27 protein-coding genes are annotated in these 25,484 nt (G+C 64.4%); 14 read left to right on the top strand and 13 right to left on the bottom strand.

The features are described from left to right. Positions 1–11: 11 nt before the first annotated feature. The gene (locus NF876_RS08600) at positions 12–2,003 is read right to left on the bottom strand and encodes a BTAD domain-containing putative transcriptional regulator (RefSeq protein WP_262268384.1); all 1,992 of its coding nucleotides are present in this window, start codon (positions 2,001–2,003) and stop codon (positions 12–14) included. A gap of 139 nt (positions 2,004–2,142) precedes the next feature. Between NF876_RS08600 and NF876_RS08595 the strand changes: the two genes are divergently transcribed. Continuing rightward, complete coding sequence (locus NF876_RS08595) at positions 2,143–2,730, top strand: DUF6647 family protein (RefSeq protein ID WP_262268383.1); 588 nt, start codon at positions 2,143–2,145, stop codon at positions 2,728–2,730. A 59-nt stretch (positions 2,731–2,789) separates the two neighbouring features. Here the strand turns inward: NF876_RS08595 and NF876_RS08590 are convergent, their stop codons facing one another. Then, entirely contained in the window at positions 2,790–3,257 is a 468-nt protein-coding gene (locus tag NF876_RS08590) for a hypothetical protein (protein WP_262268382.1), read from the bottom strand. Between the two features lie 641 nt (positions 3,258–3,898). Between NF876_RS08590 and hmpA the strand changes: the two genes are divergently transcribed. The 3 genes from hmpA (at position 3,899) to NF876_RS08575 (ending at position 6,301) form a co-directional block, all read left to right on the top strand. After that, positions 3,899–5,113 carry an NO-inducible flavohemoprotein gene (hmpA, locus tag NF876_RS08585; protein WP_262268381.1) on the top strand — a complete coding sequence of 405 codons (1,215 nt, stop codon included), beginning with the start codon at positions 3,899–3,901 and terminating at the stop codon, positions 5,111–5,113. Between the two features lie 569 nt (positions 5,114–5,682). Then, positions 5,683–5,964, top strand: a complete 282-nt coding sequence (locus NF876_RS08580) for a hypothetical protein (protein ID WP_262268380.1) — start codon at positions 5,683–5,685, stop codon at positions 5,962–5,964. 97 nt (positions 5,965–6,061) lie between these two features. Next, positions 6,062–6,301, top strand: coding sequence for a hypothetical protein (locus NF876_RS08575; RefSeq protein WP_262268379.1), 240 nt, complete (start codon positions 6,062–6,064; stop codon positions 6,299–6,301). A gap of 664 nt (positions 6,302–6,965) precedes the next feature. On the opposite strand, the gene NF876_RS08570 is transcribed toward NF876_RS08575, so the two are convergent. From NF876_RS08570 to NF876_RS08545, 6 genes are all read right to left on the bottom strand, one after another. Beyond that, positions 6,966–7,649: a helix-turn-helix domain-containing protein gene (locus NF876_RS08570; protein ID WP_262268378.1), complete on the bottom strand. Its 684-nt coding sequence runs from the start codon at positions 7,647–7,649 to the stop codon at positions 6,966–6,968. Between the two features lie 120 nt (positions 7,650–7,769). Continuing rightward, positions 7,770–8,147, bottom strand: coding sequence for a response regulator (locus NF876_RS08565; RefSeq protein ID WP_262268377.1), 378 nt, complete (start codon positions 8,145–8,147; stop codon positions 7,770–7,772). Between the two features lie 114 nt (positions 8,148–8,261). Beyond that, positions 8,262–8,879 carry a response regulator FixJ gene (gene fixJ / locus NF876_RS08560; RefSeq protein WP_262268376.1) on the bottom strand — a complete coding sequence of 206 codons (618 nt, stop codon included), beginning with the start codon at positions 8,877–8,879 and terminating at the stop codon, positions 8,262–8,264. After that, positions 8,869–10,410 carry a PAS domain-containing sensor histidine kinase gene (locus tag NF876_RS08555; protein WP_262268375.1) on the bottom strand — a complete coding sequence of 514 codons (1,542 nt, stop codon included), beginning with the start codon at positions 10,408–10,410 and terminating at the stop codon, positions 8,869–8,871. Before NF876_RS08555 ends, fixJ begins: the two co-directional genes overlap by 11 nt. Positions 10,411–10,488: 78 nt before the next feature. Then, the gene (irrA, locus tag NF876_RS08550; protein WP_262265978.1) at positions 10,489–10,995 is read right to left on the bottom strand and encodes an iron response transcriptional regulator IrrA; all 507 of its coding nucleotides are present in this window, start codon (positions 10,993–10,995) and stop codon (positions 10,489–10,491) included. Positions 10,996–11,158: 163 nt separating this feature from the next. Next, complete coding sequence (locus NF876_RS08545) at positions 11,159–11,464, bottom strand: (2Fe-2S)-binding protein (RefSeq protein WP_262268374.1); 306 nt, start codon at positions 11,462–11,464, stop codon at positions 11,159–11,161. A gap of 588 nt (positions 11,465–12,052) precedes the next feature. Between NF876_RS08545 and NF876_RS08540 the strand changes: the two genes are divergently transcribed. Genes NF876_RS08540 through NF876_RS08510 form a run of 8 tightly spaced genes read left to right on the top strand, consistent with a single transcriptional unit; the run spans position 12,053 to position 18,206 of the window. After that, on the top strand, positions 12,053–12,217 hold the full coding sequence (locus NF876_RS08540) for a periplasmic nitrate reductase, NapE protein (RefSeq protein WP_262265976.1): 165 nt from the start codon (positions 12,053–12,055) through the stop codon (positions 12,215–12,217). A gap of 12 nt (positions 12,218–12,229) precedes the next feature. Next, positions 12,230–12,523: a 4Fe-4S dicluster domain-containing protein gene (locus NF876_RS43410; protein WP_373696632.1), complete on the top strand. Its 294-nt coding sequence runs from the start codon at positions 12,230–12,232 to the stop codon at positions 12,521–12,523. After that, on the top strand, positions 12,520–12,777 hold the full coding sequence (locus NF876_RS08535; protein WP_262268373.1) for a chaperone NapD: 258 nt from the start codon (positions 12,520–12,522) through the stop codon (positions 12,775–12,777). The genes NF876_RS43410 and NF876_RS08535 overlap by 4 nt, the downstream gene beginning before the upstream one ends. Before the next feature lie 4 nt (positions 12,778–12,781). Beyond that, positions 12,782–15,301 carry a periplasmic nitrate reductase subunit alpha gene (gene napA / locus NF876_RS08530; RefSeq protein ID WP_262268372.1) on the top strand — a complete coding sequence of 840 codons (2,520 nt, stop codon included), beginning with the start codon at positions 12,782–12,784 and terminating at the stop codon, positions 15,299–15,301. Next, the gene (locus NF876_RS08525) at positions 15,298–15,771 is read left to right on the top strand and encodes a nitrate reductase cytochrome c-type subunit (RefSeq protein WP_262265973.1); all 474 of its coding nucleotides are present in this window, start codon (positions 15,298–15,300) and stop codon (positions 15,769–15,771) included. The genes napA and NF876_RS08525 overlap by 4 nt, the downstream gene beginning before the upstream one ends. Continuing rightward, positions 15,771–16,388 carry a NapC/NirT family cytochrome c gene (locus tag NF876_RS08520; protein ID WP_262265972.1) on the top strand — a complete coding sequence of 206 codons (618 nt, stop codon included), beginning with the start codon at positions 15,771–15,773 and terminating at the stop codon, positions 16,386–16,388. Before NF876_RS08525 ends, NF876_RS08520 begins: the two co-directional genes overlap by 1 nt. Positions 16,389–16,392: 4 nt before the next feature. Beyond that, entirely contained in the window at positions 16,393–16,941 is a 549-nt protein-coding gene (locus NF876_RS08515; protein WP_262268371.1) for a DUF4142 domain-containing protein, read from the top strand. Further along, complete coding sequence (locus tag NF876_RS08510; protein WP_262268370.1) at positions 16,938–18,206, top strand: molybdopterin molybdotransferase MoeA; 1,269 nt, start codon at positions 16,938–16,940, stop codon at positions 18,204–18,206. The genes NF876_RS08515 and NF876_RS08510 overlap by 4 nt, the downstream gene beginning before the upstream one ends. Before the next feature lie 284 nt (positions 18,207–18,490). Here the strand turns inward: NF876_RS08510 and NF876_RS08505 are convergent, their stop codons facing one another. Then, on the bottom strand, positions 18,491–18,886 hold the full coding sequence (locus tag NF876_RS08505) for a hypothetical protein (RefSeq protein WP_262268369.1): 396 nt from the start codon (positions 18,884–18,886) through the stop codon (positions 18,491–18,493). Between the two features lie 155 nt (positions 18,887–19,041). Continuing rightward, complete coding sequence (nirK, locus tag NF876_RS08500; RefSeq protein ID WP_262268368.1) at positions 19,042–20,139, bottom strand: copper-containing nitrite reductase; 1,098 nt, start codon at positions 20,137–20,139, stop codon at positions 19,042–19,044. A gap of 314 nt (positions 20,140–20,453) precedes the next feature. Between nirK and hemN the strand changes: the two genes are divergently transcribed. After that, a complete protein-coding gene (gene hemN, locus NF876_RS08495) occupies positions 20,454–21,806 on the top strand; it encodes an oxygen-independent coproporphyrinogen III oxidase (protein ID WP_262268367.1) in 1,353 nt (450 codons plus the stop codon). 105 nt (positions 21,807–21,911) lie between these two features. Here the strand turns inward: hemN and NF876_RS08490 are convergent, their stop codons facing one another. Together NF876_RS08490 and NF876_RS08485 are read right to left on the bottom strand one after the other, a co-directional pair. After that, positions 21,912–22,151: a hypothetical protein gene (locus NF876_RS08490; protein ID WP_262268366.1), complete on the bottom strand. Its 240-nt coding sequence runs from the start codon at positions 22,149–22,151 to the stop codon at positions 21,912–21,914. A gap of 33 nt (positions 22,152–22,184) precedes the next feature. Beyond that, positions 22,185–22,652: an RrF2 family transcriptional regulator gene (locus tag NF876_RS08485; RefSeq protein ID WP_262268365.1), complete on the bottom strand. Its 468-nt coding sequence runs from the start codon at positions 22,650–22,652 to the stop codon at positions 22,185–22,187. 74 nt (positions 22,653–22,726) lie between these two features. Between NF876_RS08485 and NF876_RS08480 the strand changes: the two genes are divergently transcribed. Then, a complete protein-coding gene (locus NF876_RS08480) occupies positions 22,727–23,410 on the top strand; it encodes a GNAT family N-acetyltransferase (RefSeq protein WP_262268364.1) in 684 nt (227 codons plus the stop codon). A gap of 155 nt (positions 23,411–23,565) precedes the next feature. Here the strand turns inward: NF876_RS08480 and NF876_RS08475 are convergent, their stop codons facing one another. After that, positions 23,566–25,479 carry a nitric oxide reductase activation protein NorD gene (locus tag NF876_RS08475; protein WP_262268363.1) on the bottom strand — a complete coding sequence of 638 codons (1,914 nt, stop codon included), beginning with the start codon at positions 25,477–25,479 and terminating at the stop codon, positions 23,566–23,568. Between the last annotated feature and the right edge of the window lie 5 nt (positions 25,480–25,484).

Here is a 25,484-nt window from a genome sequence, read left to right as displayed (position 1 = left end):
GGTCGGCCCGGCTATCCAAGCCCTGCCAGCTCCAAGCCGCGCTCGTAGTGCTCCAGGTCGGCCGCATGCTGAAACCGGGCTGGTAACCGAAGCCACCCGATCGGGCCGCCGACTGCCCGCAACTCCTCCTCGCCGAGACGCTGTTGCAGCGTGGAGCGCATCCGCCGCGCATGCATGGCTGCCTCCTCCAAGCGTCCGGCATAGGCGGCGGCCGCGGCCAGCCAGCCGCGGTTGGTGGTGATCCGGTCCGGCGTCTGCCTCAGCCAGAACAGTGCCTCCTCGTATCGGCGGCCGATGAAGCAGGCCTTGCCGATCTGTTCGGCCGATACCGGCGGAAAGTAAGGGTTGAGCCGGATGGCTTGCTCCGCCTGCCCGATGCCGCGCTCGGGCTCGCCCGCATAGGCGTATTCCAGTCCTGTGTAGCCGAGCGTCTCGACATCGCCGGGGCTGAGCATCATGGCACGATCCAGGTGAAAGTGGGCGCCGGAGAAGTCGCGCCGCATCTGAAGCAGCATGCCGAGCAGCCAATGGCCCTGAGGATCCAGGGGATCGAGGGCAATCGCCTGCTGGGCATGGCTGATGGCCCGCTCCCGCCGGCGGTCCTCCTCCCCCGGCGTGATCCCGCCGGTCGAGACGTAGCACACGGCGAGGCCGCAATGGGCGGCCGCCGAGGTCGGGTCCTGTTCGAGTGCGCGGCTGAAGTGTTCGAGGGCCCTGGCATGGGAGGCGTGGGCGATCGAGCGCTGGTGCTCGCGGCCGCGCAGGCAGTGCTCATACGCGCTCAAGGACTGGATCTCCCGGTGGCGGATCCGCTCCAGTTCGGCCTGCTCAACCTGCACCGGGACGGAGGCCACGGTGGCCAGGGCCGCTTCCTCCTGGAACGAGGGTAGCTCCTCCCAGTCACCCTGGTAGTGCTCGCCCCAGAGTTGCCGCTGCGAGGTGTTGTCGACAAGACGAGCCGTCACGCTCAATCGGTTGCCGGTGCGGCGGACACTGCCCTCGACTGTGTAGCGTGCCCCGAGCTGGCGCAGCCTGGCCTCGGGATCGGGATCGCGCCCGAGTGCGAAGGACGTTTGCCGGGCCAGTACACCGAGCCGGCGAAAGCGCGCCAGATCGGCGATGACATCCTCGGTGAGGGCGGCCGGCAGGCTGACCAGCGTCTGGTCCTCGGAGAGATCCCGGAAGGGCAACACGGCCACGAGGGGCTTGCCGTCTGAGGGTACGTCGCTGCGGCCCAGAACCCAGGCGGCATTGAACGGCTCTTGGACGCGCCTGCCACGCACCTGAGCCGCGGCCTGGGCGAGTTGCTCGACCTCGGCACCCGGCAGGATCTGGAGGTCACGCTCGAGGCGGGCGCGGAACGCGCCGTAGTGCCCGGCCGCGAGAGCACCCTCGCCCTGCGTCAGATGCATCCGCATGAGAGCCGCATGCATACGCTCGCAATAGGGATCGATCCCGAGGTAGCGCTGGGCACAGGCCTTGGCTTCCGTCACCTCGCCGCGCCACAGTCGGAGTGAGAACAGGTTCCAGAAGGCGGACCGGGCCAGGTCGCGCAGGCGCTCCCGCTCGGGCAGGAGCCAGTCCTCGTATTCGGCGCTGAGATCGGCCACATCCGACAAGAGGTCGCCGCGGTACAGATCGCAGGCCGCGATGAGGGCATCGAGTGTGCCTTCCGCCGCGAGCGCCTCGAAGCGCACCACATCGACGGCCACGTGATCCGGGTCGAGCCAGACCGACCGGTTGTCACTGCGGAGCGGCCCCTCACTCCCGCCATGGAGCTTTCTGAGCTGGTGCAGGACGAAGCGAAGGTTGCCCTGGGCATGCGGTGGGTCAGAATCTGGCCACAGCAACCCCTGGAGGGTGTCGCGCCGATGCCTCGTGCCGGGGCGGAATGCCAAGCGCGCAAGGAGCTGAGGACCCTTCTCGCCCACGAGTTCGATGGGTCCGCGGTCGGGATGCCGCAGGCGAAGCCCGCCGAGCAGTGCGATCTCGAGTTCCGTCATGGAGGCCTCGGACGCTGTCGCAGCAGGAGCAGTCTAGCACCGCGCCAGGATCCGCGAAACGCCTAGAGTCCCCGCCTCACGCCTGTCTAACGCTCCGGCGGCCCAACTCCCGCAACACCGCACGCGGGAGAATCGGCCCATGAGGAAAGCTCGCTCGCTCCATGCCCACGACGATACGGCCGGCAGCGTTTGGGACACCCTTCGTCTCGCCCGTATGATCGCACTGGTCGCCTGCGGCCTCGCAAATCTGTTGGCCGCCATTGGTCCTGCGCCGGCCCGTGCGGGCGGGTCCGGCGGGTGCCTTGAGGGCGACTGGATCGCCGAGGCAAGAGCCTTTGTGGCGGAGGAGACGGGCATCCAGGCCCCAGAGACCTGCGTGCGCCTGGCCAGGAAGGAGCATCTGGACGAGCTCGTATTCCCGGTGGCCCTCGGGCAGTCTCACGGCGAGGCCGTGGCTGCGGTCTACGTCCCGGCCACGCGGGAGATCCTGCTCGCCGACGATCTCGATCCCGGTACCCCGCTCGCGCGCAGCTATCTCGTCCACGAGCTGGTGCATGCGCAGCAGTTCGCGACCCGCGCACACGAGCGCGCCTCATGGCCGGGAGTGCTGGAGACGGACGCCTACAGCGTCCAGGCTCTCTATCTCCGCACCTGGGGCCTGCGGGAGGAGGCATTCCTTCTCCAAGCTCTCGGCATGCTCCAGGGCGCCTGCGGCTATTCGGACTGACGTTTCATCGAGTACCGCCTGGGCGGCGTATGCCGGGTGCTCCAATCTCGTTTCAACAGCTAGGGCTTGAGATGTTGAGCGAAGAAGTCCCTCGCCTGAGCCGCCGCCATCTCGGCATGTTGCGGTTCGGCCCTGAGCCAGTCCGCGAAGGCGATCTTGTCAGGCATGGGTGAGTTGGGCTCGAAGTTCTTGAACAGGGTGGGGGCCACCCTCTCTTCGGCGGGCGCTCCCCCTGCGGATTGCTGTGCGGTGACCCGAGGGCATCTGTCAGCGGCATCAGGAGCAGAGATCCCATTGATGACGAGGGTTGGAGCTGCCATGCGGGATTTCATGCCGCACAGTGGGGAATAGACGAAGGCCACCGCAGCCTTGAACTGCTCAGGCCCAACGATGAAGGCCGTGGTGTCCGCAGGTGCCGGAATCCGCCAGACATCGCCCGTCTGGAAGCCCAGGAGGCTGATGCGCTGCGGGTCCGCCCAGGGTTGCTTAGCGACGTACGCGAGAGCCCCATAAGGCATCGGCAACACGAGCGGCGTCAAAGGTCGGGTCGGCGCAGGTGTCCTTGGTGCCGCGGGAGTCGTAGCTGTCCACCAGCACCACCGCATAGCCCCAGGACGTAAGGCGCTTGGTCCAGTTAGGATCCTCGTCCCCAAACCCTGCCCCTGTGGGCGGGGAGCAACAGGCTGATGAGACAGCAGCGATGAAGGCCAGGCGCACAGCCATGGAACGCTTCCTGCGCTGGATCGGGTATCGAGAGGCCGCCGGAGGGGCTGAATCGATCGTCGGCCCAATGTACTCTTGTTCCAAGGTCCCTGTGATTCGGCCATTGCGCGGCGCGTTGGCCACATATCCAGGTGCTCGTCACCTCAGGGCGAGTGCGGCTGCTGAAGGATGGGCTGCCGACGACGGCGCGCTTCATGCCCAAGCCTTGGCGGGCTCTGGATGTCCTGGTGGCCGTAGAGAAGGCGGCCCATGGCGCCGGGAGGCCTACCACGCATAAGTGACCTGCACGCCGTCCGGCCTGCGACCACCGGGGATCAGGGCAATCCCTTAGTTTCGGCACCGGTTCGATGAGCGTATCCCCCAGGGGCAACGGCGGGCCTTACGCATGCCGGACCGGTCCGTCGGCGCCTTTTCCCCGCGATGCTGCATCCCAGGAGGTCATCCCATGACGGACACATTGAGCGACACGACCATTCATCTCGTGAAGGCCACCGTGCCCGCGCTCCAGGAGCACGGCCTAGCGATCACCAGGCGCATGTACGACCGCATGTTCCTCAACGAGGAGATCCGCGACCTCTTCAACCAGTCGCACCACGGCGAGACCGGATCGCAGCCCAAGGCACTCGCGAGCGCCGTGCTGGCCTACGCCCAGAACATCGACAACCTCGGTGCGTTGGCGCCGGCCGTGGAGCGGATCGCCCAAAAGCATGTCGGGCTCAACATCCTGCCCGAGCACTACCCTTACGTGGCCGAAGCGCTGCTCGGCGCGATCAAGGACGTGCTCGGGGACGCCGCCACCGACGAGATCCTGTCCGCCTGGGGTGAGGCCTACTGGTTCCTGGCGCACGTGCTGATCGGGCGCGAGAAGGCGATCTACACCAGCCTCGCCACCGCACCGGGCGGCTGGAACGGCTGGCGCAACTTCCGGATCGAGAGCAAGCAGCGCGAGAGCGAGATTATCACCTCCTTCGTGCTGCGGCCCGAGGATGGCCAGCCTGTGCTGCGCCATAAGCCCGGTCAGTACCTGACCTTCTGGATTGAGGTGCCGGGCCAACATCCGCTCAAGCGCAACTACAGCATCTCCAGCGCCCCGAACGGCGAGACCTATCGCATCTCGGTCAAGCGGGAGCCACAGGGCATCGCGTCCACTTGGTTGCATGACCAGACTGAAGTCGGGACCATGCTCAAGGTGGCACCGCCCGCGGGCGAGTTCTTCCTCAACGAGGAGTCGCCGCGACCGGTCGTGCTGCTGAGCGGCGGGGTCGGGCTAACCCCGATGATAAGCATGATGGAGACCATTGCAGCCAAGTATCCCAACAAGGCTGTCCATTACGTGCATGGCACGCTGAACGGCTCGACCCATGCCATGAAGGACCGCGTCCGCTCCCTGGCTCAAGCCTACCCGAACATCAAGGCCACCACCTTCTATGTTGAGCCGCGTCCGGATGACCGCCAGGGCGAGAGCTTCGACCACGTCGGCCTGATCACCATCGATTGGCTTCGGGCCAACACACCCTTGGATGAGGCAGGCTACTACCTGTGCGGCCCGCGGCCGTTCCTGCGGGCGTTCGTCGGCGGCCTAGCGCTGGCCGGGGTCCGGTCAAACCGCATCCACTATGAGTTCTTTGGGCCCGCCGACGAGATCCTCGCGGCCGCCTGAGCAGGTGTGGGCGCGGCCGAGTGCGTACAGGCACGGCTGGCCGCGCGGTCACCTGAAACCCTCCTGCCGACCAGGGTGGTGTGCAGGCCTGAAGTTCCTGAAGGTGACTGAGTAGTGCAGGCTTTCCACAGCCGGGATGCTGTGCTCCCATTCCAGGCTAGGGCTCGCGCTATGCTGCGCGAGACCATCGATCTCTTGGGCTGGTATCCGGCTTTGCGTGGGAAGGAGGGCCGGGAACCCATCGAGCAGGATGTGGAGTAGCACTGGCACCTGGTGAGGGACGACGCCAGAAAAAGCTTGGAGCAGCGCCGGAAGAGTTCATGAGCCTTGCAGAACTTTGATACAGGCGGCGCTGTTCCGGGAACCTGGGCCATGAGTAAACCAAAGGAGAACTTTGAAGCGCCTGCTCGACTCGCTATTCTAAGCCTGCGGCCTCGCATGGCTTAGTCCGTAGGACTGCCCCAATCGCGAGGCCTCATCGCCCAGCCCATTTGGGGACTGCCCGGCCGCGCCAGCGTCCCCGTTCGGCTGGAGGGGATCATCATGGGCTTGGTTGGAGGCTGTAGGCCATGCCGAAGCATCCCCATCGTGACCAAGCGGCAGAGTACCGCCGCCAGGCGCAGGAGATCCGGACCATGGTCCAGAAGCTCTCGATCGACGAGGCCCGCGAGCAGCTTCTCGAGACAGTCGAGCGTCTTGAGAAGCTGGCGGAGGAAGAGGAGAAAGGCTCAGGCCAACAACTCGCGGCTGGAGCGTCGACCAGAGGCATAGTTTCAGGAGCCGGTCCGTATAGCCGCTGCCTCAACCGCGCAATTTCAAGCAGCGGGCTGCTATCTTCTGGCAACCGCTGATGGAATAATGTTGGTTGTATGCTCAGCAACGGTGTACAATAGGGAGTTGTCGGCTAGAGATGCGCGTGCTCCAGCCGGCAAGGCTTAGGAGCTTCCTATGCCCCGTTTCTATGACACCTGCGCAGGACCGATTGAGGGTCTCTATCTGCCTCCTATCGCTTGGGAGGTGCTGCGGAGGGAGAATATCCAGACCCTTGATCAGCTCAGGGCAAATGCACACCGACTTGAGCAGCTCGATGGCATTGAGGCTGACATGGCGCAACAAATCAGACTAACGCTTGCCTATGTCGAGCCCTTCGAAGATCGCACAACGCTGTATGACGCGTGGACCTCATAAGCGCGATCTGCATTGTGGCTCACGATTTCGGCCATAAAGACTGTAGCTCCTCAGTGATGTCGGGATGTCTGGCACGGCTGCGTTCTGCGCTCTTGTGGCTGCCCAATAGTCCCTCCAGGCCTGCCGTCTCTGCTCCGGAGCCGCTACCCGGCTGGATCGGCCGCCATTCCCGTTGCCATTGCTCTCTCCCACAGCGCACCGCTGCCATCCAGCGCGCTTGGCATAGGTGCGGTAGAACTCCTCCTCCGGTTGATGCGAGCGCTGGTCCGGCGTCTCGCCTCCACAGGACCAGCGCTGAGCAGCGCGACAGGGGGGAGAGTAACGCGCTGCATCCTTATGAGAGCGTGATCTTCGCGTCTGCTGGGTCGAGGCCGTCGAGCCAAGCCTTCAGAGATCTTGTTGTTTCTGTGCATGCGCCGCCGCTTTCCGGTTGAGGTCGTCCTTCGGTGCGTGCGCTGATGTTGCAAGTATGAGACCAGCTATCGGAATCTCGTTGATATGATGCAGGGGCGTGGGGTCGAGGTTGACCCATCCCCAATCTTCGCCGGGTAGAGCGCGAGGCACGTTGGGGCTGACGGGCTGCCAGCCTTGGAGTCATGTCAAAGCAAGCATCGCCCAAGCAGGGACGATCATCAGGCCGCACAGCCAGCGGGAGAGTGGTGGCCTAGGCGTCGAGGCGTTGCAGGGCAGCTTTGTCCTTCAGCATAATGGACCGGCGGTGGGCTGGCATCGCAATGACCCCCTGCCGCTCAAGTTGTGTGAGCGTGCGTGACACGGTTTCAATCGTCAGGCCCAAATAGTCAGCGACATCAATCCTAGCCATGGGAAGTTCGATATGCCTGTGGTCGATCTCTCGCTCGGCCAAGTCGAGTAGGAACGCGGCGATCTTCTCCTGGGCGCTCTTGCGCCCGAGAAGCAGCATGTGCGCCTGGGCACGTTCAAGGGCGCGCATCAAGGCTGTCATGAGTTGCTCAGACAACGTCTCTCCACCTGACAGGACGTCAAGGCCGCGCCGCCGATAGGCGATCACTTTGCAGTCCCCGAGGGCTTCGGCAGTGAACCGGTGCTCCTGACCGACTTCAATGCCGAAGAAATCACCAAGCAGATGGAAGGCCGCGATTTGGCGACGTCCGTCGTTGAGAAGCTTGCAGGTTCGCACGCCGCCGGAAACGACCTTGTACACGAAGGCGGCGTTGTCCCCTTCCATGAAGATTTCCTCATCCTTCGTGAAGGTACGGACTGTTCCAAGCGTGGGGGATTCTCGCTCCGGGCGGAGCAGAGGCGAAACCGGGGAGAGGGCAGGAGCCAGGGCAGGTGCGGGAATGTCGTTTCTAAAGGCGGTCTGCATGGAACCACTCGTCCTCGGTGTCTGATATGGGCTTATCAGTACGGCTGTCGTGGGTTTCCTGGAAATTCAGATCGTCTCCTTAAGGTGTTCTACGGAGTTCGGCTTCGAGTGCGCGATGGATCATACCGGGGTTGCCAGCGCGCTCCGGATGCCGTTGAGCAGAGACTCGTCTTCGAGGGGCTTCTCCAGGATCTGCCGAAACCCGGCCTGCCGGGCGAGCTCGCGCAGCCAGGGAGTCGCCTTGGATGTGATCAGGATGGCAGGCAGCGCAACATCGCGTCGCCGCAGCCGTCTCATGAGCTCGATCCCGTCAAAGTCGGGCATGTGGTAATCGATGACAAGGCAGCCTCGGGACGGCATGTCCCTGTCCGCGAGAAGCCGGCCGCCATCTTCGTAGAGGCGGACACTCAAGCCTTCAAGCTCAAGCGCGAACTTCAATGACTGCCGGACGGCCGTATCGTCCTCGACGACAAGGACCGGACCTGAGGCGGTGGGCATGACAGGATCCTGATCTGGGTGCCCACCGGTATAACCCGGTTGGTTGGCCTAGGACTTGATATCGGTCAACTGTCGGCCAAAACCCTATTCAGGAACTGTCCGTACGGGCGCGGCTCAAGCTGCTCGGTTTCCGATCATGAGCGTCAGGCGAACGAGTTCGGACAAACTACCGGCCTGCATCTTGGCCATGACGTTTGCCCGATAGATCTCGACCGTACGGGGGCTGATGCTGAGGTCGTAGGCAATGATCTTGTTGGATTTACCGGCCACGAGCCCCTCCAGCACTTGGCGCTCGCGCTCTGTAAGGGCGTTCGCGCGGGCCGCCACCTCGGTCATCTGAGCCTCTTGGTAGGCGCGCTGCTCGTGACGGGACAGCGCGGCGCGGACGGCGGTTAGAAAGAGGTCGTCGTCGAACGGTTTCTCGATGAAGTCGACGGCTCCTTCCTTCATGGCCTCCACCGCCATGGGCACATCGGCGTGCCCTGTCATCACGATCACCGGGAGGGTCAGGCCACGTGAATTGAGGCGCCGCAGCAGCTCGATGCCATCGATGCCCGGCATGCGCACATCGGTGACGATGCAACCGGCCACCGTGTCCCCCAGGGTATCTAGGAAGGCGGAGGCCGAATCGTGCAGGCGCACATGCAGGCCGTCCGACGCCAGGAGGAAGGAGAGAGACTGGCGTACGGCGACGTCGTCGTCGATCACATGCACGACTGGCTCATTCTGCATTCGCCAACTCCTCCTCATCAAAACCGCGCAGGGTGAACCGGAACGTTGTTCCTTGCCCTGGCTCGGACACCACTGAAATCTTGCCACCGTGCGCCTCGACGATCGTGCGGCAAATGGACAAACCCACTCCCATCCCATGCTTCTTGGTCGTCATGAATGGTTGGAAGAGCTGCGCGGCGACCTCTGGTGCGATGCCCGTGCCGGTGTCCTCGACCGAGATCGCAATCAAGCCGTCCTGGGGCAGGCTGCCCGTCGCGATGGTGAGTTCCCGGCGTGTGGCATCCTGCATGGCTTCGATGGCGTTCCGGATCAGGTTGAGAAGGACCTGCTGGATCTGGATGCGGTCCGCAAGGACGAGCTGCGCATCAGGGTCGAGACGGTAGGCGACACGGACACCCTTCTCCTTGGCGCCCACCAAGGCCAAGGCACTTGCCTCTTCAATCAGCTTTGGCAGACTTTCGATGTGCCGCTCGCTCTCACCGCGGGCTACGAACTCGCGCAGGTGCCGGATCACCTGCCCGGCTCGCAAAGCCTGGTCGGCCGCCTGGTTGACGGCGTCGCGTAGCATGGGCACCTGGTCGCCATCCATGCGCTGCAGGATCCGGCGGCAGCCTTTCAGGTAGTTCGCGATGGCCGTGAGCGGCTGATTGATCTCGTGCGCGAGGGTGGAGGCCATCTCGCCGAGCGCCGTGAACCGCGACATGTGCACGATCTCGGATTGCAGCTCCTGCAGCCGGGTTTCCGTCTGCTGGCGCTCGGTGAGATCGCGGATGAAGCCCGTGAAGTAGCGGACGCCTCCGGAGCGCACCTCGCCGACGGAAAGCTCCATCGGAAAGGTCGAGCCGTCCCTGCGCAGGCCGACCACGACCCGTCCGATGCCGATGATCCGGCGCTGCCCGGTCGTGCGGTAGCGGTGCATGTAGCCGTCGTGCTGGGTGCGGTAGGGCTCCGGCATCAGCACGTTGACGTTCTGCCCGATGACCTCGCCGGGCTCGTAGCCGAACAGACGCACGGCCGCGGTGCTGAAGGACTGGATCACGGCCTGCTCGTCGATGACGACCATGGCGTCGGGCACGGTCTCCAGGATCAAGCGCAGGTGAGCCTCCCGGGACCTGAGCGCCTCCTCGGCGGCAACCCGCTCGGTGATGTCCCGCACCACCCTGGCATAGCCCACCATCGTACCAGCCTCGTCCCACAGCGGGGTCACCGTGACATGCGCGACATAGCGCGAGCCGTCCTTGCGCAGGCGCAGTCCCTCCTCGCGGTAGCGGCCCGTCTCCCGGGCAAGGGCCAGCACCCTTGCGGGCTTGCCGTCCGCCACCTCCTCCGGGAGGAACAACATCGAGAAATGCCGCCCCAGGACCTCGTCCTCGTGCCAGCCGGCGATCTGCTCGGCCCCGGCGTTCCAGCCCGTGATCCACCCGTCCGGGTCAAGGACGACGAGGGCGATGTCGCCGATGGCATCGATCAGGAGGTCGGGGGGCACCGGGGGTGCGAACCGACGCCCGCCGACTCTGGCAGTGTGCTGCAAGACTGGCTCCAGGGGTTATGGCAACAGCCGTTATATAGATCGGCTGCCAGCCCGTCCTACCCGCCAAGGCCTCCCGCGTCACTCCGCCGATGGTGGCATCCCCGCTGGCGCAGCAGCTGTGGGGCCGTCCGCACGCCGGCGGAGCCGCACGATCACATCGACCCGCTCGATCTCATAGCCTTCGGGTGCCGCGGGCAATTCGGCCACAGGCATTGGGCCGCCCGGGACATCCACCAGCTCCTCCTCCCCCTCGACCAGAAAGTGATGGTGATCCGACAGGTCGGTGTCGAAATAGGACTTGCGGCCCTCGGCCGCGATCTGCCGCACGAGCCCTGCCTCCGTGAACTGCTTCAGGGTGTTGTAGACCGTTGCCAGGGAGACCGGCACCCGCACTCTCTGGGCCTCCTCGAATAGCGTGTCGGCCGTTACATGCCGGTCGCCTCGGCCGAAAAGGAGCCACCCCAGGCAGATGCGCTGCCGGGTTGGGCGCAGGCCCGCCCTGCGGAGTCGGTCCCGCACCTGCGCCAAGGGGCAGCCGGGACGGGGATGGGCCGCCGTGCGGAAGTCCGGTCCTGCCTCAACCATGGCTTTCATCCTTTCCGAGGCCGCCGACGTGCCTCTGGGCATAGAGCCGATCCCCATCCGTTCGACGGGATTGAACCGCGTCCTCGGAAGTCGATATGGCCTTCCTCGACTGAACGATCGCCCTGCGGGACGTCCCGCATGCTCCGGCCGATCCGAAGCAGGTTTAGCTCTGCCTTCGTGCGGCGCCTCTGACGGTGGAGCGCGGTCGCCATGTCTCAAGCTTCTGGGGCTCATTGGAGTTGGCCTGCCGGGTCATCGGGCAGTCCGCCTCACAGTTGACCGTGCAGGCGTGCTTTCGGGCCAGCTCCTGGTCCAAGATCGAGCGTATGGTGTTGGCGCAGCGCCCGCACTGTGGGCCGCAACCGAGATTGCGGTAGACCTGGGCGGGGGTGCGGGGGCAGTCCGGACCAGGGCCAAGGCAAGAACGTACCTCGCCGTCCGAGAAGACGTTGCACGAGCAGACGATCATCGAAGCCCCTTGGGTTAGAATGTTTCTAAAGATGCCTTGCTATCTAGGACTTTGCCCAATCTGCCTTGTCCTCGCCACTCCGGGAAATCCCGGAGGCGGCGGTAGTGCGACCGGTCGCCCGCCTGAGTGCAAGAGATCCTTCGACCCACGAGATGGTCACTCCCTATAGGGTACGCAGAGGCTCTCGCCACCCCGCCTGCGGTTAACAGGTTTGCGCCGTGAGCAGCGATGACCTCCTCTTGGATGGCGGCCCTCTTCTAGCCCAGGATCGGCTGCCACTCTGTGTGTGGCGCCCAGTGTATGCGTGCCGACCGGATCTCGTCGGCTTCCTCCTGCTGGACACGGCTAGTCATACGTATGGAGAGTGAGGCAGCCGGCAGGGGCTGCCCAGAGCGTGGGTAAGCCTTAATTTATTTGATCTAGCGCAAAGACAAGGCGGCTACTTGCGGATACCGTGGATGATTCTCTCCTCACGCTAAGTATCACCAAAGTATAACGATGCCGAGCCAAATCATTTATAGTAGATGGAACCTGCGCTGGTTAGATTAGTTGAGCAAGAATGGTCCTGTTCGTGGGTAAATGTGAGAGATGCAGCCAGAGGTCTTCAGCCCGGGTCAAAAAAGGCGTGAGACGGTTACCTTTCTGATTCTCGCTGTTTTGATATGGCCCTTCATTGCTGTCGGGGTTGTCGCCGGGTGGGGGTTCCTGGTCTGGATGTACTACCTATTCACAGGCCCCCCGGGGCCGGTGTGACGGACAGCCTCCATGACTGACATACCAGATCCCGGCCGTCGTCGTTTTCTGCTCGGCAAGTTCACCGCAGCCGCCCAGGCCCCGCAAACTCCCAGCGCTACCATCGGCCCATCCTGTCTGGCCTTCCAGGGGGTTACGTGCATGAGCTGTCGGGACGTCTGCGCATCGGGAGCCGTCCGGTTGGAGCTTGTCATCGGTGGCGCCCGTCCCAGGATCGATGCTGAAACCTGCACTGGCTGTGGCGACTGCTCCCAAGCTTGCCCCGCCGATGCCATCCAAATGTCCGAGGCCGAGGAGGTTGCATGAGCCGCGAGTGCCACATCTCCAGTCTGGTGGTTCACGGCCTTCCCGACTGCATGTCGTCGATTGCGCAGTCTATCGGCTCACTTGACGGAGCCGAGATTCACGGTGGGCAGGACACCGGCAAGTTGATCGTCACCCTCGAAACGGACACTGAGAGCCAGGTCGTCGAGCGCATCAACGCCATCCAGCTTCTCGACGGCGTTCTCGCCGCTACCCTCGTCTTCCACCATTTCGAACCTGTTCAAGAGCGGGAGTAAGCCCATGGACCTCACGCGCCGCACCCTCCTCAAAACACAAGCGGCCGCGGCTGCCGCGGCTGCCGCGAATGTGACGCTTCCTGCGAGCGCGCAGAACATTCTCACCGGCGAAGACCTCAAGCTTCAATGGTCGAAGGCGCCCTGCCGCTTCTGCGGGACGGGTTGCGGCGTGATGGTCGGAGTGAAGGACGGCAAGGTCGTGGCCACCCATGGCGACATGCAGGCCGAGGTCAACCGCGGCCTCAACTGCGTCAAGGGCTACTTCCTGTCCAAGATCATGTATGGCAACGACCGCCTCACGCAGCCGCTGATGCGTATGAAGAATGGACAGTTCGCGAAGGATGGCGAGTTCCAACCAGTTTCCTGGGACCAGGCCTTCGACGAGATGGCCCGGCAGTTCAAGCGCGTGCTCAAGGAGAAGGGACCGGAGGCCGTGGGCATGTTCGGCTCGGGGCAATGGACCATCTGGGAAGGGTACGCGGCCTCCAAGCTGATGCGCGCCGGCTTCCGGACCAACAACCTCGACCCCAATGCCCGCCACTGCATGGCGTCCGCCGCGGTTACCTTCATCCGCACCTTCGGCATGGACGAGCCGATGGGCTGCTACGACGATTTCGAGAATGCCGACGCCTTCGTGCTCTGGGGCTCGAACATGGCCGAGATGCACCCGATCCTCTGGACGCGGGTGACCGACCGCCGCCTGAGCCATCCGCATGTCAAGATCATGACGCTCTCGACCTACGAGCACCGCACGACGGACCTGTCCGACATGGCCTTGATCTTCAAGCCGAACTCGGACCTCGCGATCATGAACTACATCGCGAACTACATCATCCAGACCGGCGCGGTGAACAAGGAGTTCGTCGAGAAACACTGCAACTTCCGGCTGGCGAACACCGACATCGGCTACGGCCTGCGGTCGGACCACGTGCTAGAGCAGCGGGCACAGCACGCCAACGATGCCCAGGTGTCGAGTGCAGCGAGCTTCGAGGACTATGCGAAGCTCATGAGCCAGTACACGGTCGAGAAGGCCTCGGAGCTGTCAGGCCTCCCGAAGGAACGGCTGGAGGCCCTCGCGAAGCTCTATGCCGATCCGAAGGTCAAGGTGATGTCGCTCTGGACCATGGGCTTTAACCAGCACGTCCGCGGCGTCTGGGCCAACCACATGGTCTACAACCTGCATCTGCTGACAGGAAAGATCTCGGAGCCCGGGAACTCGCCCTTCTCGCTCACGGGGCAGCCGTCAGCCTGCGGCACGGCGCGCGAGGTTGGCACCTTCAGCCACCGCCTGCCGGCCGACATGCAAGTCAACAATCCCGAGCATCGCAAACACGCCGAGGAGATCTGGAAGCTGCCGCACAGTCTCCTGCCGGAGAAGGTCGGCTATCATGCGGTGCAGCAGGATCGGATGCTCAAGGACGGCAAGCTCAACGCTTACTGGATCATGTGCAACAACAACCTCCAGACGGCGCCGAACACCAACAACGAGACCTATCCGGGCTATCGCAATCCAGCCAACTTTGTCGTCGTCTCGGATGCCTATCCGACCGTGACCGCGATGGCCGCTGACCTGATCCTGCCGGCCGCCATGTGGGTGGAAAAGGAGGGGGCCTACGGCAATGCGGAGCGGCGCACCCATTTCTGGCACCAACTCGTCAACGCCCCTGGCGAGGCCCGCTCCGACCTGTGGCAACTGATGGAATTTTCGAAGCGGTTCACCACCGACGAGGTCTGGCCGGCCGCGATCCTCGACGCGCACCCGGAGTACAAAGGCAAGAGCCTCTTTGATGTGCTCTACGCCAACGGCGAGGTGGACAAGTTTCCGCTAACCGGGACTGACCCGGCCTACGAGAACCGTGAGGCGAAGGCCTTCGGCTTCTATGTCCAGAAAGGCCTGTTCGAGGAATACGCCAGTTTTGGCCGCGGCCACGGGCACGATCTCGCACCGTTCGATACGTATCACCAGGTGAGGGGGTTGCGCTGGCCGGTCGTCAATGGCCAGGAGACGCGTTGGCGCTATCGCGAGGGTTACGACCCCTACGTGGAGAAGGGAGCTGGTCTCCAATTCTACGGCAACCCCGACAAGAAGGCCAACATCATGGGGGCACCCTATGAACCGCCCGCCGAGTCGCCTGACGGGGAATACGATCTTTGGCTCGTGACGGGCCGCGTGCTTGAGCACTGGCACTCCGGTTCCATGACCCTGCGCGTGCCTGAACTCTACAAGGCATTCTCGGGCGCGGTGCTGTTCATGCATCCGGACGACGCTGCCAAGCGCCACCTGCGGCGTGGGCAGGAGGTGCGGATCGTCTCCCGGCGCGGCGAGATCCGCAGCCGGGTCGAGACCCGCGGGCGCAATAAGGTGCCACCCGGACTCGTCTTCGTGCCATTCTTCGATGCGAGCCAGCTGATCAACAAGGTCACGCTTGATGCGACCGATCCGATCTCCAAGCAGACGGACTTCAAGAAATGCGCGGTCAAGGTCATCGCAGCCGCCACTGCCGATGCGGGAGATGTGCAATGAGGCGCAGCGTTTTCCTGATCCTGGCGGGTCTCGGGCCTTGTCTGGTGGCTGGGACGATCCTTGCGCAGGATGCGCCACGCCTTCGCGGCCCCGAGCCATTTACCAAGGAGACCCCGGCGCCGCCGATGCAGCGGCAGGTTACCGACGACGTGCGCGTGCGCCGCAACTATCCCGATCAGCCTCCGGTGATCCCGCATTCCATTGAAGGCTATGCGATGGATCTGAACGCGAACAAGTGCATGGCGTGCCACGCCCGCAAGTTCACGGACCAGAGCCAAGCCCCGATGATCAGCGTGACGCACTATCAGGACCGCGATGGCAACACCCTCGGCGGCTTGGCGCCGCGGCGCTACGTATGCGTCTCCTGCCACGTGCCGCAGACGACCGCAAAGCCCCTGGTGGACAATGTTTTCACCGACATGGACGCCCTTGCCGAGCCGGAGCGTCAGCCTGAGCGGGGGCGGCACTGATGGCCGCCGGGATCACACGCGCGTGGGGCTGGTTCCGTGGCAACCGCTGGGTCCAAACGGCCCTGAGCCCGCCGGGCTATCTCAGCCTCGCCTTCCTGACCCTTGGAGGCTTTCTGGCTGGCGTCATCTTCTGGGGCGGGTTCAACACGGCACTGGAGGTCACGAACACAGAGAAGTTCTGCACTGGCTGCCATGAGATGCAGGCCAATGTCTTCGAGGAGCTGAAGGGCACTGTCCACTTCACGAACCGGTCTGGCGTGCGGGCCACGTGCCCCGACTGCCACGTCCCGCACAACTGGACGAACAAGATCGCCCGCAAGATGCAGGCCTCCAAGGAAGTCTGGGGCCACATCTTCGGCTCCATCGACACGCGGGACAAGTTCCTGGCCATGCGCAAGCATCTGGCTGAGCGGGAGTGGGAACGGATGAAGGCGAACGACTCGCTCGAATGCCGCAACTGCCATAGCTCGGACTCGATGGACCTGACGAAGCAGAACCCGCGCGCAGCGTCGGCTCACGAGCGCTTCCTGTTCTCGGGAGAGAAAACCTGCATCGACTGCCACAAGGGCATCGCGCATCGCTTGCCCGACATGTCGGGCGTTCCAGGATGGCAGTGAGCACATGAACGTTTTCAGACCTCTCATGCTGGCCTTTGTGCTCGGAGCCGCGTTCTCCGGAGCCATCCCATCCGTCTCGGCGCAGGGGCAGGGGGCATCCGGAACCACCGCCCAGCCCCGTCCCATCGAGCCGGACGAGTTCCTCCGCTTGGCTTACAGCTCGGCCACGCTCCAGGGACAGATCGCCAAGTTGGCCGCCAGCCGGGACACGAGGCCGGAGGTCAAAGGCTACGCCGCTGCGGCCGTCGATTTCCGCACGAGCCTCTTGCAGCGGATCGAGGCCTTTGCGCGGGAGCGGAACATGCCACTTCCCTCCGTCAAGGAGTTCGAGCACCAGGTGATCATCGAGAACTTGGAGCCGCTCGATTATCTCGCCTTGAGCCGACGCTACGCGGAGGTGCAAATGCAGGCCCTGGAGCAGGAGATCGGCATCTATCAAGCCGCCAACCGGGCGCCTAACCAAGAGGTCAAGGCTTTCGCTTCCCAGGTTCTCCCTGATCTGGAGCGGCAACAGGCCGAAGCCCGCAAGATGTACGAGACCGTCAAGCCTTGAGCCACCTGGTTGTCTTTCCCGTAGGACGCTCCTCTTGCGACGCGGCGGACGGTCTCGTCTCGCTTGAGGAGGCCCGGTCCCGGGCGGCGGCTTGGGCGGTTCCAGTCGAGGGGCATGAGGAGGTGATCCTGGATCAGGCAGTGGGCCAGATCCTGGCCCGGGCTGTCGCCGCCGACCTGCCGCTCCCGCCATTCGACCAGTCGGCTATGGATGGCTACGCCCTGGCCGCCGGAGATGGCCTGCCGGCCGGCTCGGTCCTCACAGTGATGGGACGCGTTGCGGCGGGCGACGGGGCCCGGACACTTCCTCCAAATTCTGCCTTGCGCATTCTTACAGGAGCGATGGTCCCGCAGGGCGCCGATGCAGTCGTCATGCAGGAGAATGTAACCCGTGCCGGCGATAGGATCGTCCTGTCCCGCATGCAGCGTCCCGGGGACAACATCCGACGTCGCGGGGAGGATGTCCAAGCCGGTGAGACGCTCCTCGTCGAAGGAACTCGCATCGATGCACGGCATGTGGCCCTCCTAGCAGCCCAGGGCCGCGATACGGTGTGCGTTCGCCGGAGGATCCGGGTCGCGGTGCTCTCGACAGGCAACGAGTTGCGGTCCCACGGGGAGCCGCTCGCCGACACCTCGCTGTTCGATTCCAACAGACCGATGGTTCTCGCGCTGGCCCGTCAGGCTGGTGCCACAGTGGTTGATGGCGGGATCGTTCCGGACGATCCGCAACGCATAGCGGAAGCCCTTCGAGAACTTGCCACCCAGTGCGACCTGATCGTCAGCACAGGCGGTGTCTCCGTGGGCGATGAAGATCACTCCCTGGTGGCTCTCGGTAAGGCTGGCGGTATGGGAGAATGCCTCAAGATTGCGCTCAAGCCCGGCAAGCCGGCAGCCATCGGCAGGATCGGCCACGCTGCGTACCTAGGACTGCCCGGCAACCCGGTCGCCGCTCTGGTTTCCTGGCTGCTGCTTGGCGGAGCCGTTCTGGCCGCCATGAATGGTCGTCGAGCACAGCCCTTGGCCGGCATGCGGCTTCCCTTGACCCATACGTTCGAGCGGCGCCCCGGGCGCACCGAGTTCGCGCCGGCTCGGCTTGTTCAGACCGTCGAGGGCTTGGCAGCCGAAATCCTCGGACGCGGAGGATCGGCGCGCCTGAAGCCTCTTGCTATGGCCGACGGGCTTGTGTGCATCGATGCGCTTCATGCTCCCGTACGGGAAGGTGAACTGGTCATGTTCCATCCGTTCCGAGATGGATTTGCGGTCTGATCTCCGCGGCGGTGCTGGCCGTGGCCGAAGGCACGATGCCCAGCCGGTGCTCCGCAGTGCCCGGTGCAGCGAAAGATGCTGTCGAGGACACGATCACCAGCATCACGGATTAGCCGCATTGGAGGCATCCTCTAAGAGTCGGATCACCTGACGCCTGATGGTGCGCCCCTTCGTGATCCCGAGATGATCTGGCTGATCCCCGAACCATAGACACCAAGCCGGCCGTGGTCGGCAGGCCAGACCGGGGCCCCCGTCGACAAACACAAGCGGCGCACAGCTGCAGGTCAGGCGGCTTCTCCGCCATGCAGGTCAAGGCCTCCCGCACAGACCATATCCTCGGCCCCGCGCTTCGCCGCCGCCTTGATGTCCTCGAACAACAGCGCGATCTCCCGGAAGACGCTCAGGTCGGCTTCGTCGGTTGAGACTGTGTCAAGTTCGCCGACGAGTTCGAGCAGCGCCGCGATGCGCTCCGCCTGGTGCCGGGCATCAAGGATCAGGCCGCGGAGCTGGCGCCGGTTTTCCAGGGTCTCAAACCTTTCCAGCGCGGCGTCGAGCTTGCCGCGGCACCGACAGTCCAGGTCAAGAGTGTCCATGACGGTGCGCACACGTGTCAACAGCGGGGAGGGGACAGGCGAGGACGCCGGGACGGGAGTGGTCAACTCACGCAGTTCGGGTTTCATGGGCATTCTCCGTCAGGTTTGAGTTCAGGACGGTATTTGCCATGTCCTGACAGGAAGACAGATGACGGCCCTGGCGTCGTTGCCTGGGCGCGAAAATCTGGAATGCGGAAAGTCCGGGCTGGGCCCGGACTTTCCCTCGTTTCAGGTTACTTTGATCAGTGGCCACCGGTCGACATGGCCGACTTCTCGGGGTTGTAGTCCTTGAAGATCGCCTCGTTCTGCACTCCTTCGACCTGAAGGATGCCAGCCAGCCCACGCTCGACGCGGCTCAACGCATGATCGACGAGGATATAGTTGCCGGGCACCTCAACTTTGAAGTCCACCACGCTGGCACCTCCGGGAGGTGTGGTGATCGTCTGGACGTCCTTCATCGGCGAGCTGAGCGAAGCCAGCGGATAGGCTTTGTCGAAGATCTCGCCGATCACATGGAAGGACGAGGTGTAGTTCGGGCCGCCCACGCCGAAGTAGATGCGCACCGTCTCGCCGACCTTCGCCTTGAGCGGGTTCTTCTTCAGAGCGTCCGCGCTGCCGTTGAAGATGAAGTACTCGGGACGCTCGCTCAGGAGCTTGTCGATGCTCTCTTCCACGAGTCCCTTCGTGCCATGGGCCTGCTCGGTGTAGATCTCGCCCTGCATGACGTAGAACTCGTGGTCGACCTTCGGCAGACCGTCCTCCGGCTCCACCAGGATCAGGCCGTACATGCCGTTGGCGATGTGCTGGGCGACCGTGGGAGTTGCGCAGTGGTAGACGTAAAGTCCGGGGTTAAGCGCCTTGAACTCGAAGCCGCGGGTTTCGCCTGGAGCTGCCTCGGTTGCTTTCGCGCCGCCGCCCGGGCCGGTCACCGCATGGAAGTCCACATTGTGCATCATCACGCTGTCGTCGGCGTTCTTCAGCTTGACCTCGACCGTGTCGCCGACGCGGACGCGGACGAAAGGACCCGGGACCTTGTTGTTGAAGGTCCAGTAGTGATAGGTCGCGCCATCGTCCAGATGACCTGTCACTTCGGTGGTTTCGAAGTCGACCCTGACCCGCTGCGGGCCGCGCTTGCCGATGGGACCAGGCAGATCGGAAGGCAGGCGCACCACGCTCACCGGGGCAGCCTCGGTCGCAGCGTGAACGTGCGTCGTGGCGGCCGCCACCTTGTCGCCTGCGTTGGCTGCGAGCGGGGCGCCGAGCCACGCCGCGGTGGCAAGGGCTACAACGGCAGCGGTCGCAAGCAGCGGCCGGCGTCCCGGGATCTTCAGGGCCTTCATCATCATCTCCTCTGTGGGACCGCTTGGCGGATCGTTCTGGTCCGTCATCGGATGAAGGCTTTGTACCCCCGAGCTTCCCGGCCCTATTTGCTGCAGCGCAAATAGTTCATCGAATGTGGTCGAAGCTGCGCAGTTTTTGCTGAGAACACTCAAGGATTTGATCCAGATCAAATAAAGTGTGCACTGCGGCCGGAGAACCGCCGGGTCATATTGAGCAAGCGCAAGGAACCGGGGTGGGGTTTCCTGTACGCCTCCTGGCAGGAAGGGCGGACCGCCTCCCGGAGGCTGATCCGTCGCATGCGAGGGTTTGCACCATGAAAGACGACCTGAGAGCGCGCTACGGCGAGGAACGGCTTCCCCGCTACACGAGCTATCCGACGGCACCGCAGTTCTCCGACGCCATCGGGCATGAGGCTTACGGGAACTGGCTGGCATCCCTGCCGGCCGGGACGAGCACCTCCCTGTACCTTCACGTGCCGTTCTGCCGCTCCATGTGCTGGTACTGCGGCTGCCACACCACCATCACTCAGCGTGATGCGCCGATTGTCGATTACCTTGAGGTCCTCCGCCGCGAGATCGGCCTGGTCGCGGAGTACCTGACCAGTCCGCTGCCGGTCCGCCATGTCCATTTCGGCGGCGGGACGCCGACTATCATGGAGCCCGCCGAGTTTCTCGGCCTCATGGCCCTGATGCGGCAGAGGTTTTCCCTCGGCGAGGGGACTGAGATTGCGGTCGAGATCGATCCCCGCACGCTCACCCGCAAAATGACGCCGGCCCTCGGGGAGGCGGGCGTCACCCGCGCCAGCCTTGGCGTGCAGAGCTTCGATCCCGTGGTGCAGCGCGCGATCAACCGGATCCAGAGCTTCGAGCAGACGGCCCGTGCGACGGAAGGCCTTCGGGCGGCGGGAGTGTGTGGCGTCAATTTTGATCTGATCTATGGCCTGCCACACCAGACGGTGGATTCGTGCGTCGAGACCGTGCGGCAGAGCATCGCGCTGCGTCCCGAGCGCTTCTCCGTCTTCGGCTACGCGCACATTCCCACATTCAAGAAGCATCAGCGCAAGATCGACGAGGCCGCGCTGCCAGACGGCGCCGCCCGCTACGAGCAGGCCGAAGCCATCGCCGCGGCGCTCGTTGAAGCCGGGTACCGCAGGATCGGCCTCGACCACTATGCGCTGCCGGAGGACACGATGGTGCAAGCCCAGGTCGACGGTGTCCTGCACCGCAACTTCCAGGGCTACACGACCGATCCCAGCGACGTGCTGATCGGCTTGGGCGCCTCAGCGATCGGACGGCTGGCCCAAGGCTATGCCCAGAACGAGGTCGTACTGGGCCGCTATGCCGAGCGCATCGCGCGCGGCGAATTCGCGACCGCGAAGGGTTACGCGCTGACTTCGGATGACCGCCTCCGGGCCGACCTGATTGAAAGGGTCATGTGCGACTTTAAGGTGGACGTGGCGCAGGTGTGCGGCCGGCATGGCGTGGCGCCTGAGACCATCCTGCAGTCGATCCCGCGGCTGCGGATGTTGGAGGGCGACGGCGTCATCCGGCTCGATGGCACGATGCTGTCGGTGAATGACGACACCCGCTTTCTCGTGCGCAGCGTGGCGTCCGCGTTCGACGCCTACCTCGGTCGGTCAGGCAGAACTCACAGTCGTGCCGTGTGATCGGCAGCAAATAGCCCGTAGGAATCGAGCTTCGACCCGGCTCCTACGGGCTTTGTTGTGCCGACCTCGTTGATCACAGCCCTCAAATCGCCACTGACGGCTTCGTCATGCGCAGGACCGCACCTGGTACACATCCCCGGTCTTGGCATTCCGCTCCTCGTGAACCGGGCATTCATGCCAGCTGCGGTACTTGGGGGTCTGGCTGGCCTTCACGGGAGGGCAGGAGACGGGAACGGTGACGTATTCGTTGGTCAGGTGGTTGTAAGCATTCCGATAGACGCACTCCGCGGAGGCCGGCGCGGCCGAGAGCAGGAGCACGGCGGTCAGGATGGCTTTGGTCGGCATGGCTCTTATGTCCTTCCGTTGGGTGTGTTGATCTCAGGCAGTCGCGGCAAGACCGCGTTCGTTTCCGTTGCCCACCCCGAGGCGTTGGCGCAGCAGGATCCGCGGGGCGACGAGATCAGCCAGCGTCACCTCATCGAGCGAGGCGAAGAAGGCTTCCCTCGCGCGGCCCATGGTGCGGGTGAGAAGGCAGGCGCCGCTCAGGATGCAGGTGGTCGGGCCGTCGCCCAGGCACTCGACCAATGCAGTGTCGTCCTCCAGGGCGCGGACGACCTCGCCCATCCGGATGGCGGAGGCCGGCTTGGCGAGCTTCAGGCCGCCGGTTCGTCCGCGTACGCCTGTCACGTAGCCGAGGCTGACCAGGGTCTGCGCCACCTTCATCAGGTGGTTGCGCGACAGCCTGTGCCGTGTCGAGAGCTCCTCGATGGTGACGAGCCGCTCCTCCATCACGGCAAGGCTCATCAGCAGCCGCAACGCAAAGTCGGTGTGGGACGTCAGCCTCATGCGGGTTCCTCAAAGATGCATTCACAATACATCTTTTGAAGCGTAAGCAAAGAGGAATTCCGAAGGCATGTTTGATGATGGGTTCAGCGACGCCAGTTCCCCTGATCGAGCCGGCATGGGGCGTGACCGAGGACAGGATCCGGCGTCTGGTCGAGACCTTCTTCGGCCGTGCGCGGCGCATCGCCGACAGCCTGCAGATCGGGCTCGTCATTGGCCCGAAGGTCTTGCATCTGCCCGGCCGCGCCCCCGCCGGCAGCGTGGCCGGCTGGCAACCGAAAGGCGGCCGCGACGACAACCCGTTCGATCCGTCACCCCACCTTCAAGCCATGAACAACCGGATGAGCGTCGATCTTCGCGCGGCCCGGCCGGATGACCACCGCTTCGCCTTTCAACTGTACGCCACAACCATCAAGCCGTACGCCAGCGCCTGGACGACGTGGGATGACGAGGACCAGGAGGCGCACTTCGCGATGCTTTGGCGTCCCGACGACACCCGCATCATCGTGCTTGACGGACGGAAAGTTGTCGGCTGGTTGGAGGCGAGGCGGACCGGATCGGAAGTGTTCCTGAAGCAGTTATACGTGGCTCCCCCTCATCAGCGACAGGGAATTGGCTCGCGTGGCGTCCGGAAGCTGTTGGACGAGTGGCGTGGGACGGCAACATCGATGGCCGTGTTCGTGCTGAGAACAACCCCGCCGCGCGCTTGTACGAGCGACTTGGTTTTGCGGCCATTCAGGAAACCCGAACCAAGTTCGTGATGCGTCGCGAGCTGATCGACTGCGCCTTGGGAGGGCACCTGGCGTTGCAAGCCCGCGTCAATGCCCGCCGGTAATTGTACCGTAGAGATGGCGAACGCTGCCCGCGGTGCCGCGGGCAGCGTTCGCGGCTGCCGAGACGGCAAGGTACGCCCGACCTAGCGGACGAGGTGGCGGTAGATCGCCGGCAGGGCCGAAGGGAGCTTCGCCACCTGGCCGACGATGGTGTAGCCGCCGCGGCCGAACAGGGTCGGGAAGTAGGACTGCGCCTCCCGGTCGACGGTCACGCCAAACACGGTCACGCCCGCCCGGCGGGCCTCCATGACGGCGCGCCGGGTGTCCTCGATGCCGAAGCGCCCCTCGTAGTAATCGACATCGTTCGGTTTGCCGTCGGTCAGCACCAGCAGCAGCTTCTGGCGGTTCGGGCGCCCGGAGAGTTTCGCTGTCGCGTGGCGGATGCCCGTGCCAATGCGGGTGTAGTAGCCGGGCTTCAGGGCCGCGATCCGCCCTGTCACGGTCTGGCTCATGGGTTCGTCGAAATCCTTCACGGTCTCGACCCGCACCCAGGAGCGGCGACGCGACGTGAACGTCAGGATGGAGTGGGAATCGCCGCAGGCCGCCATGCCTTGCGCCAGCACCATCAGCGCCTCCTTCTCCACGTCGAGCACGCGCCTGTTATCGATCCAGGCATCCGTCGAGAGCGAGACGTCGACCAGCAGCGTCACAGCCAGATCGTGTGCCTGCCGCTTGCTGGCGAGGTGGACGCGCTCCGAGCTAGAGCCGCCGGACAGCAGGTCGCTGCGCGCACGCACGAGCGCGTCGATGTCGAGCTCTTCACCATCAGGCTGCGCCCGTAGGATCTCATGCTTGGGCCTCAGTGCCTCGAACTGCCGACGTACGCGCCGGATCATCCGGCGGGCATTGTCGTCCGCGTCCCATGCCTCACCCTGTTCGGAAGCAGGGGCCGCGAGCACACGGCAATGGTTCGGCAGATAGGCTTTGCGGGTATAATCCCACTCCGGATAGGTGAGATCAGCCGTCAGGCTCGTCATGTCGACGGCCTCCGGCGGCAGGTCGAGGTCGAACTTGAGCCTGGTCGCTGGCTTGCCCTTGTGTTGGGAGAGCGGGATCTCCTCCATCTCGTCCAGAGCCTTCTCGGCATTCTCGTCCCCGTCATCGTCCGAGGGACGGTTGACGTTCACCATCTCCGCCATGGCTAGGATCTTCTCGAAGCGGTTGAGGATGAACGGGTCGCTGCGCTGGGCCTGGTCGGTCTCGCGCCGTGCGGCAAACCGCTTGCGTGCGTCCGAGGCGATAAGATCGCTCGGACCAGCGGGCTCGTCGCTGGTGCGGCCCGGCTCACCGCCCTCGCGGGCCCAGGTGTCGCCCCAGAGAGGCACGGGCAGGAAGGGCTGGTAGCCGGCGGGGGCTTGGCGCGGCAGGGTCGCGTCGTCGGCCGCCGTGTCCCAGTGGGGAGGCGGCGTCGCGCCGTCGTCCCCGAGGAGCGAGAGCACGATCTGCTCGATTTTGCTCTCCGTAGCCGGCAGGGGGCGCATTGGCCGAGCCTCGCGCATCGCGGTGCAAAGGTCGTTGTACATGCTCGCCAGGCCGGGGCACTCCGCTAGAACGGCGACGACTGTCTCCCGCACCCGCCGGAGCACCAGGATATCGCGGCGCAGCGGATCGACTTCCGGAATGGGCTCCATGGGAACATGGGCGAAGTAGGCCGTGAGCCAGAGATAAAGCGCGCGATTGAGCACGCTTGACGGGAACAGCTCGATCCGCGGCGGCAGGAACAGGGTGGCCGCGTCCCGTCCGGGCTGCTCCAGCCGCTCCTCGGTGACGCCGAGGCGCTGAAGAAAACTCAGGCGGTGGGACGAGGCGCGCGCGGCGCTGCCGGCCAGTTGCACCCCGGTCTCGCCGCCGAGGCCCCGGAAGAAGACCGGGAGGGATCCGCGGACCTCATCAAGGGAGACGCCAAGCTCGGGGTAGCGTGGGTAGGTGACGGCACGGCCGACCAACCGGTGCCAGAACTGGCCGACGGTTTCTTCGAGTTCGAGGAAGTCGAGCATGGCGG

Source organism: Microvirga yunnanensis, from assembly GCF_025460875.1.
This window is presented reverse-complemented; position numbering and strand designations above follow the sequence as displayed.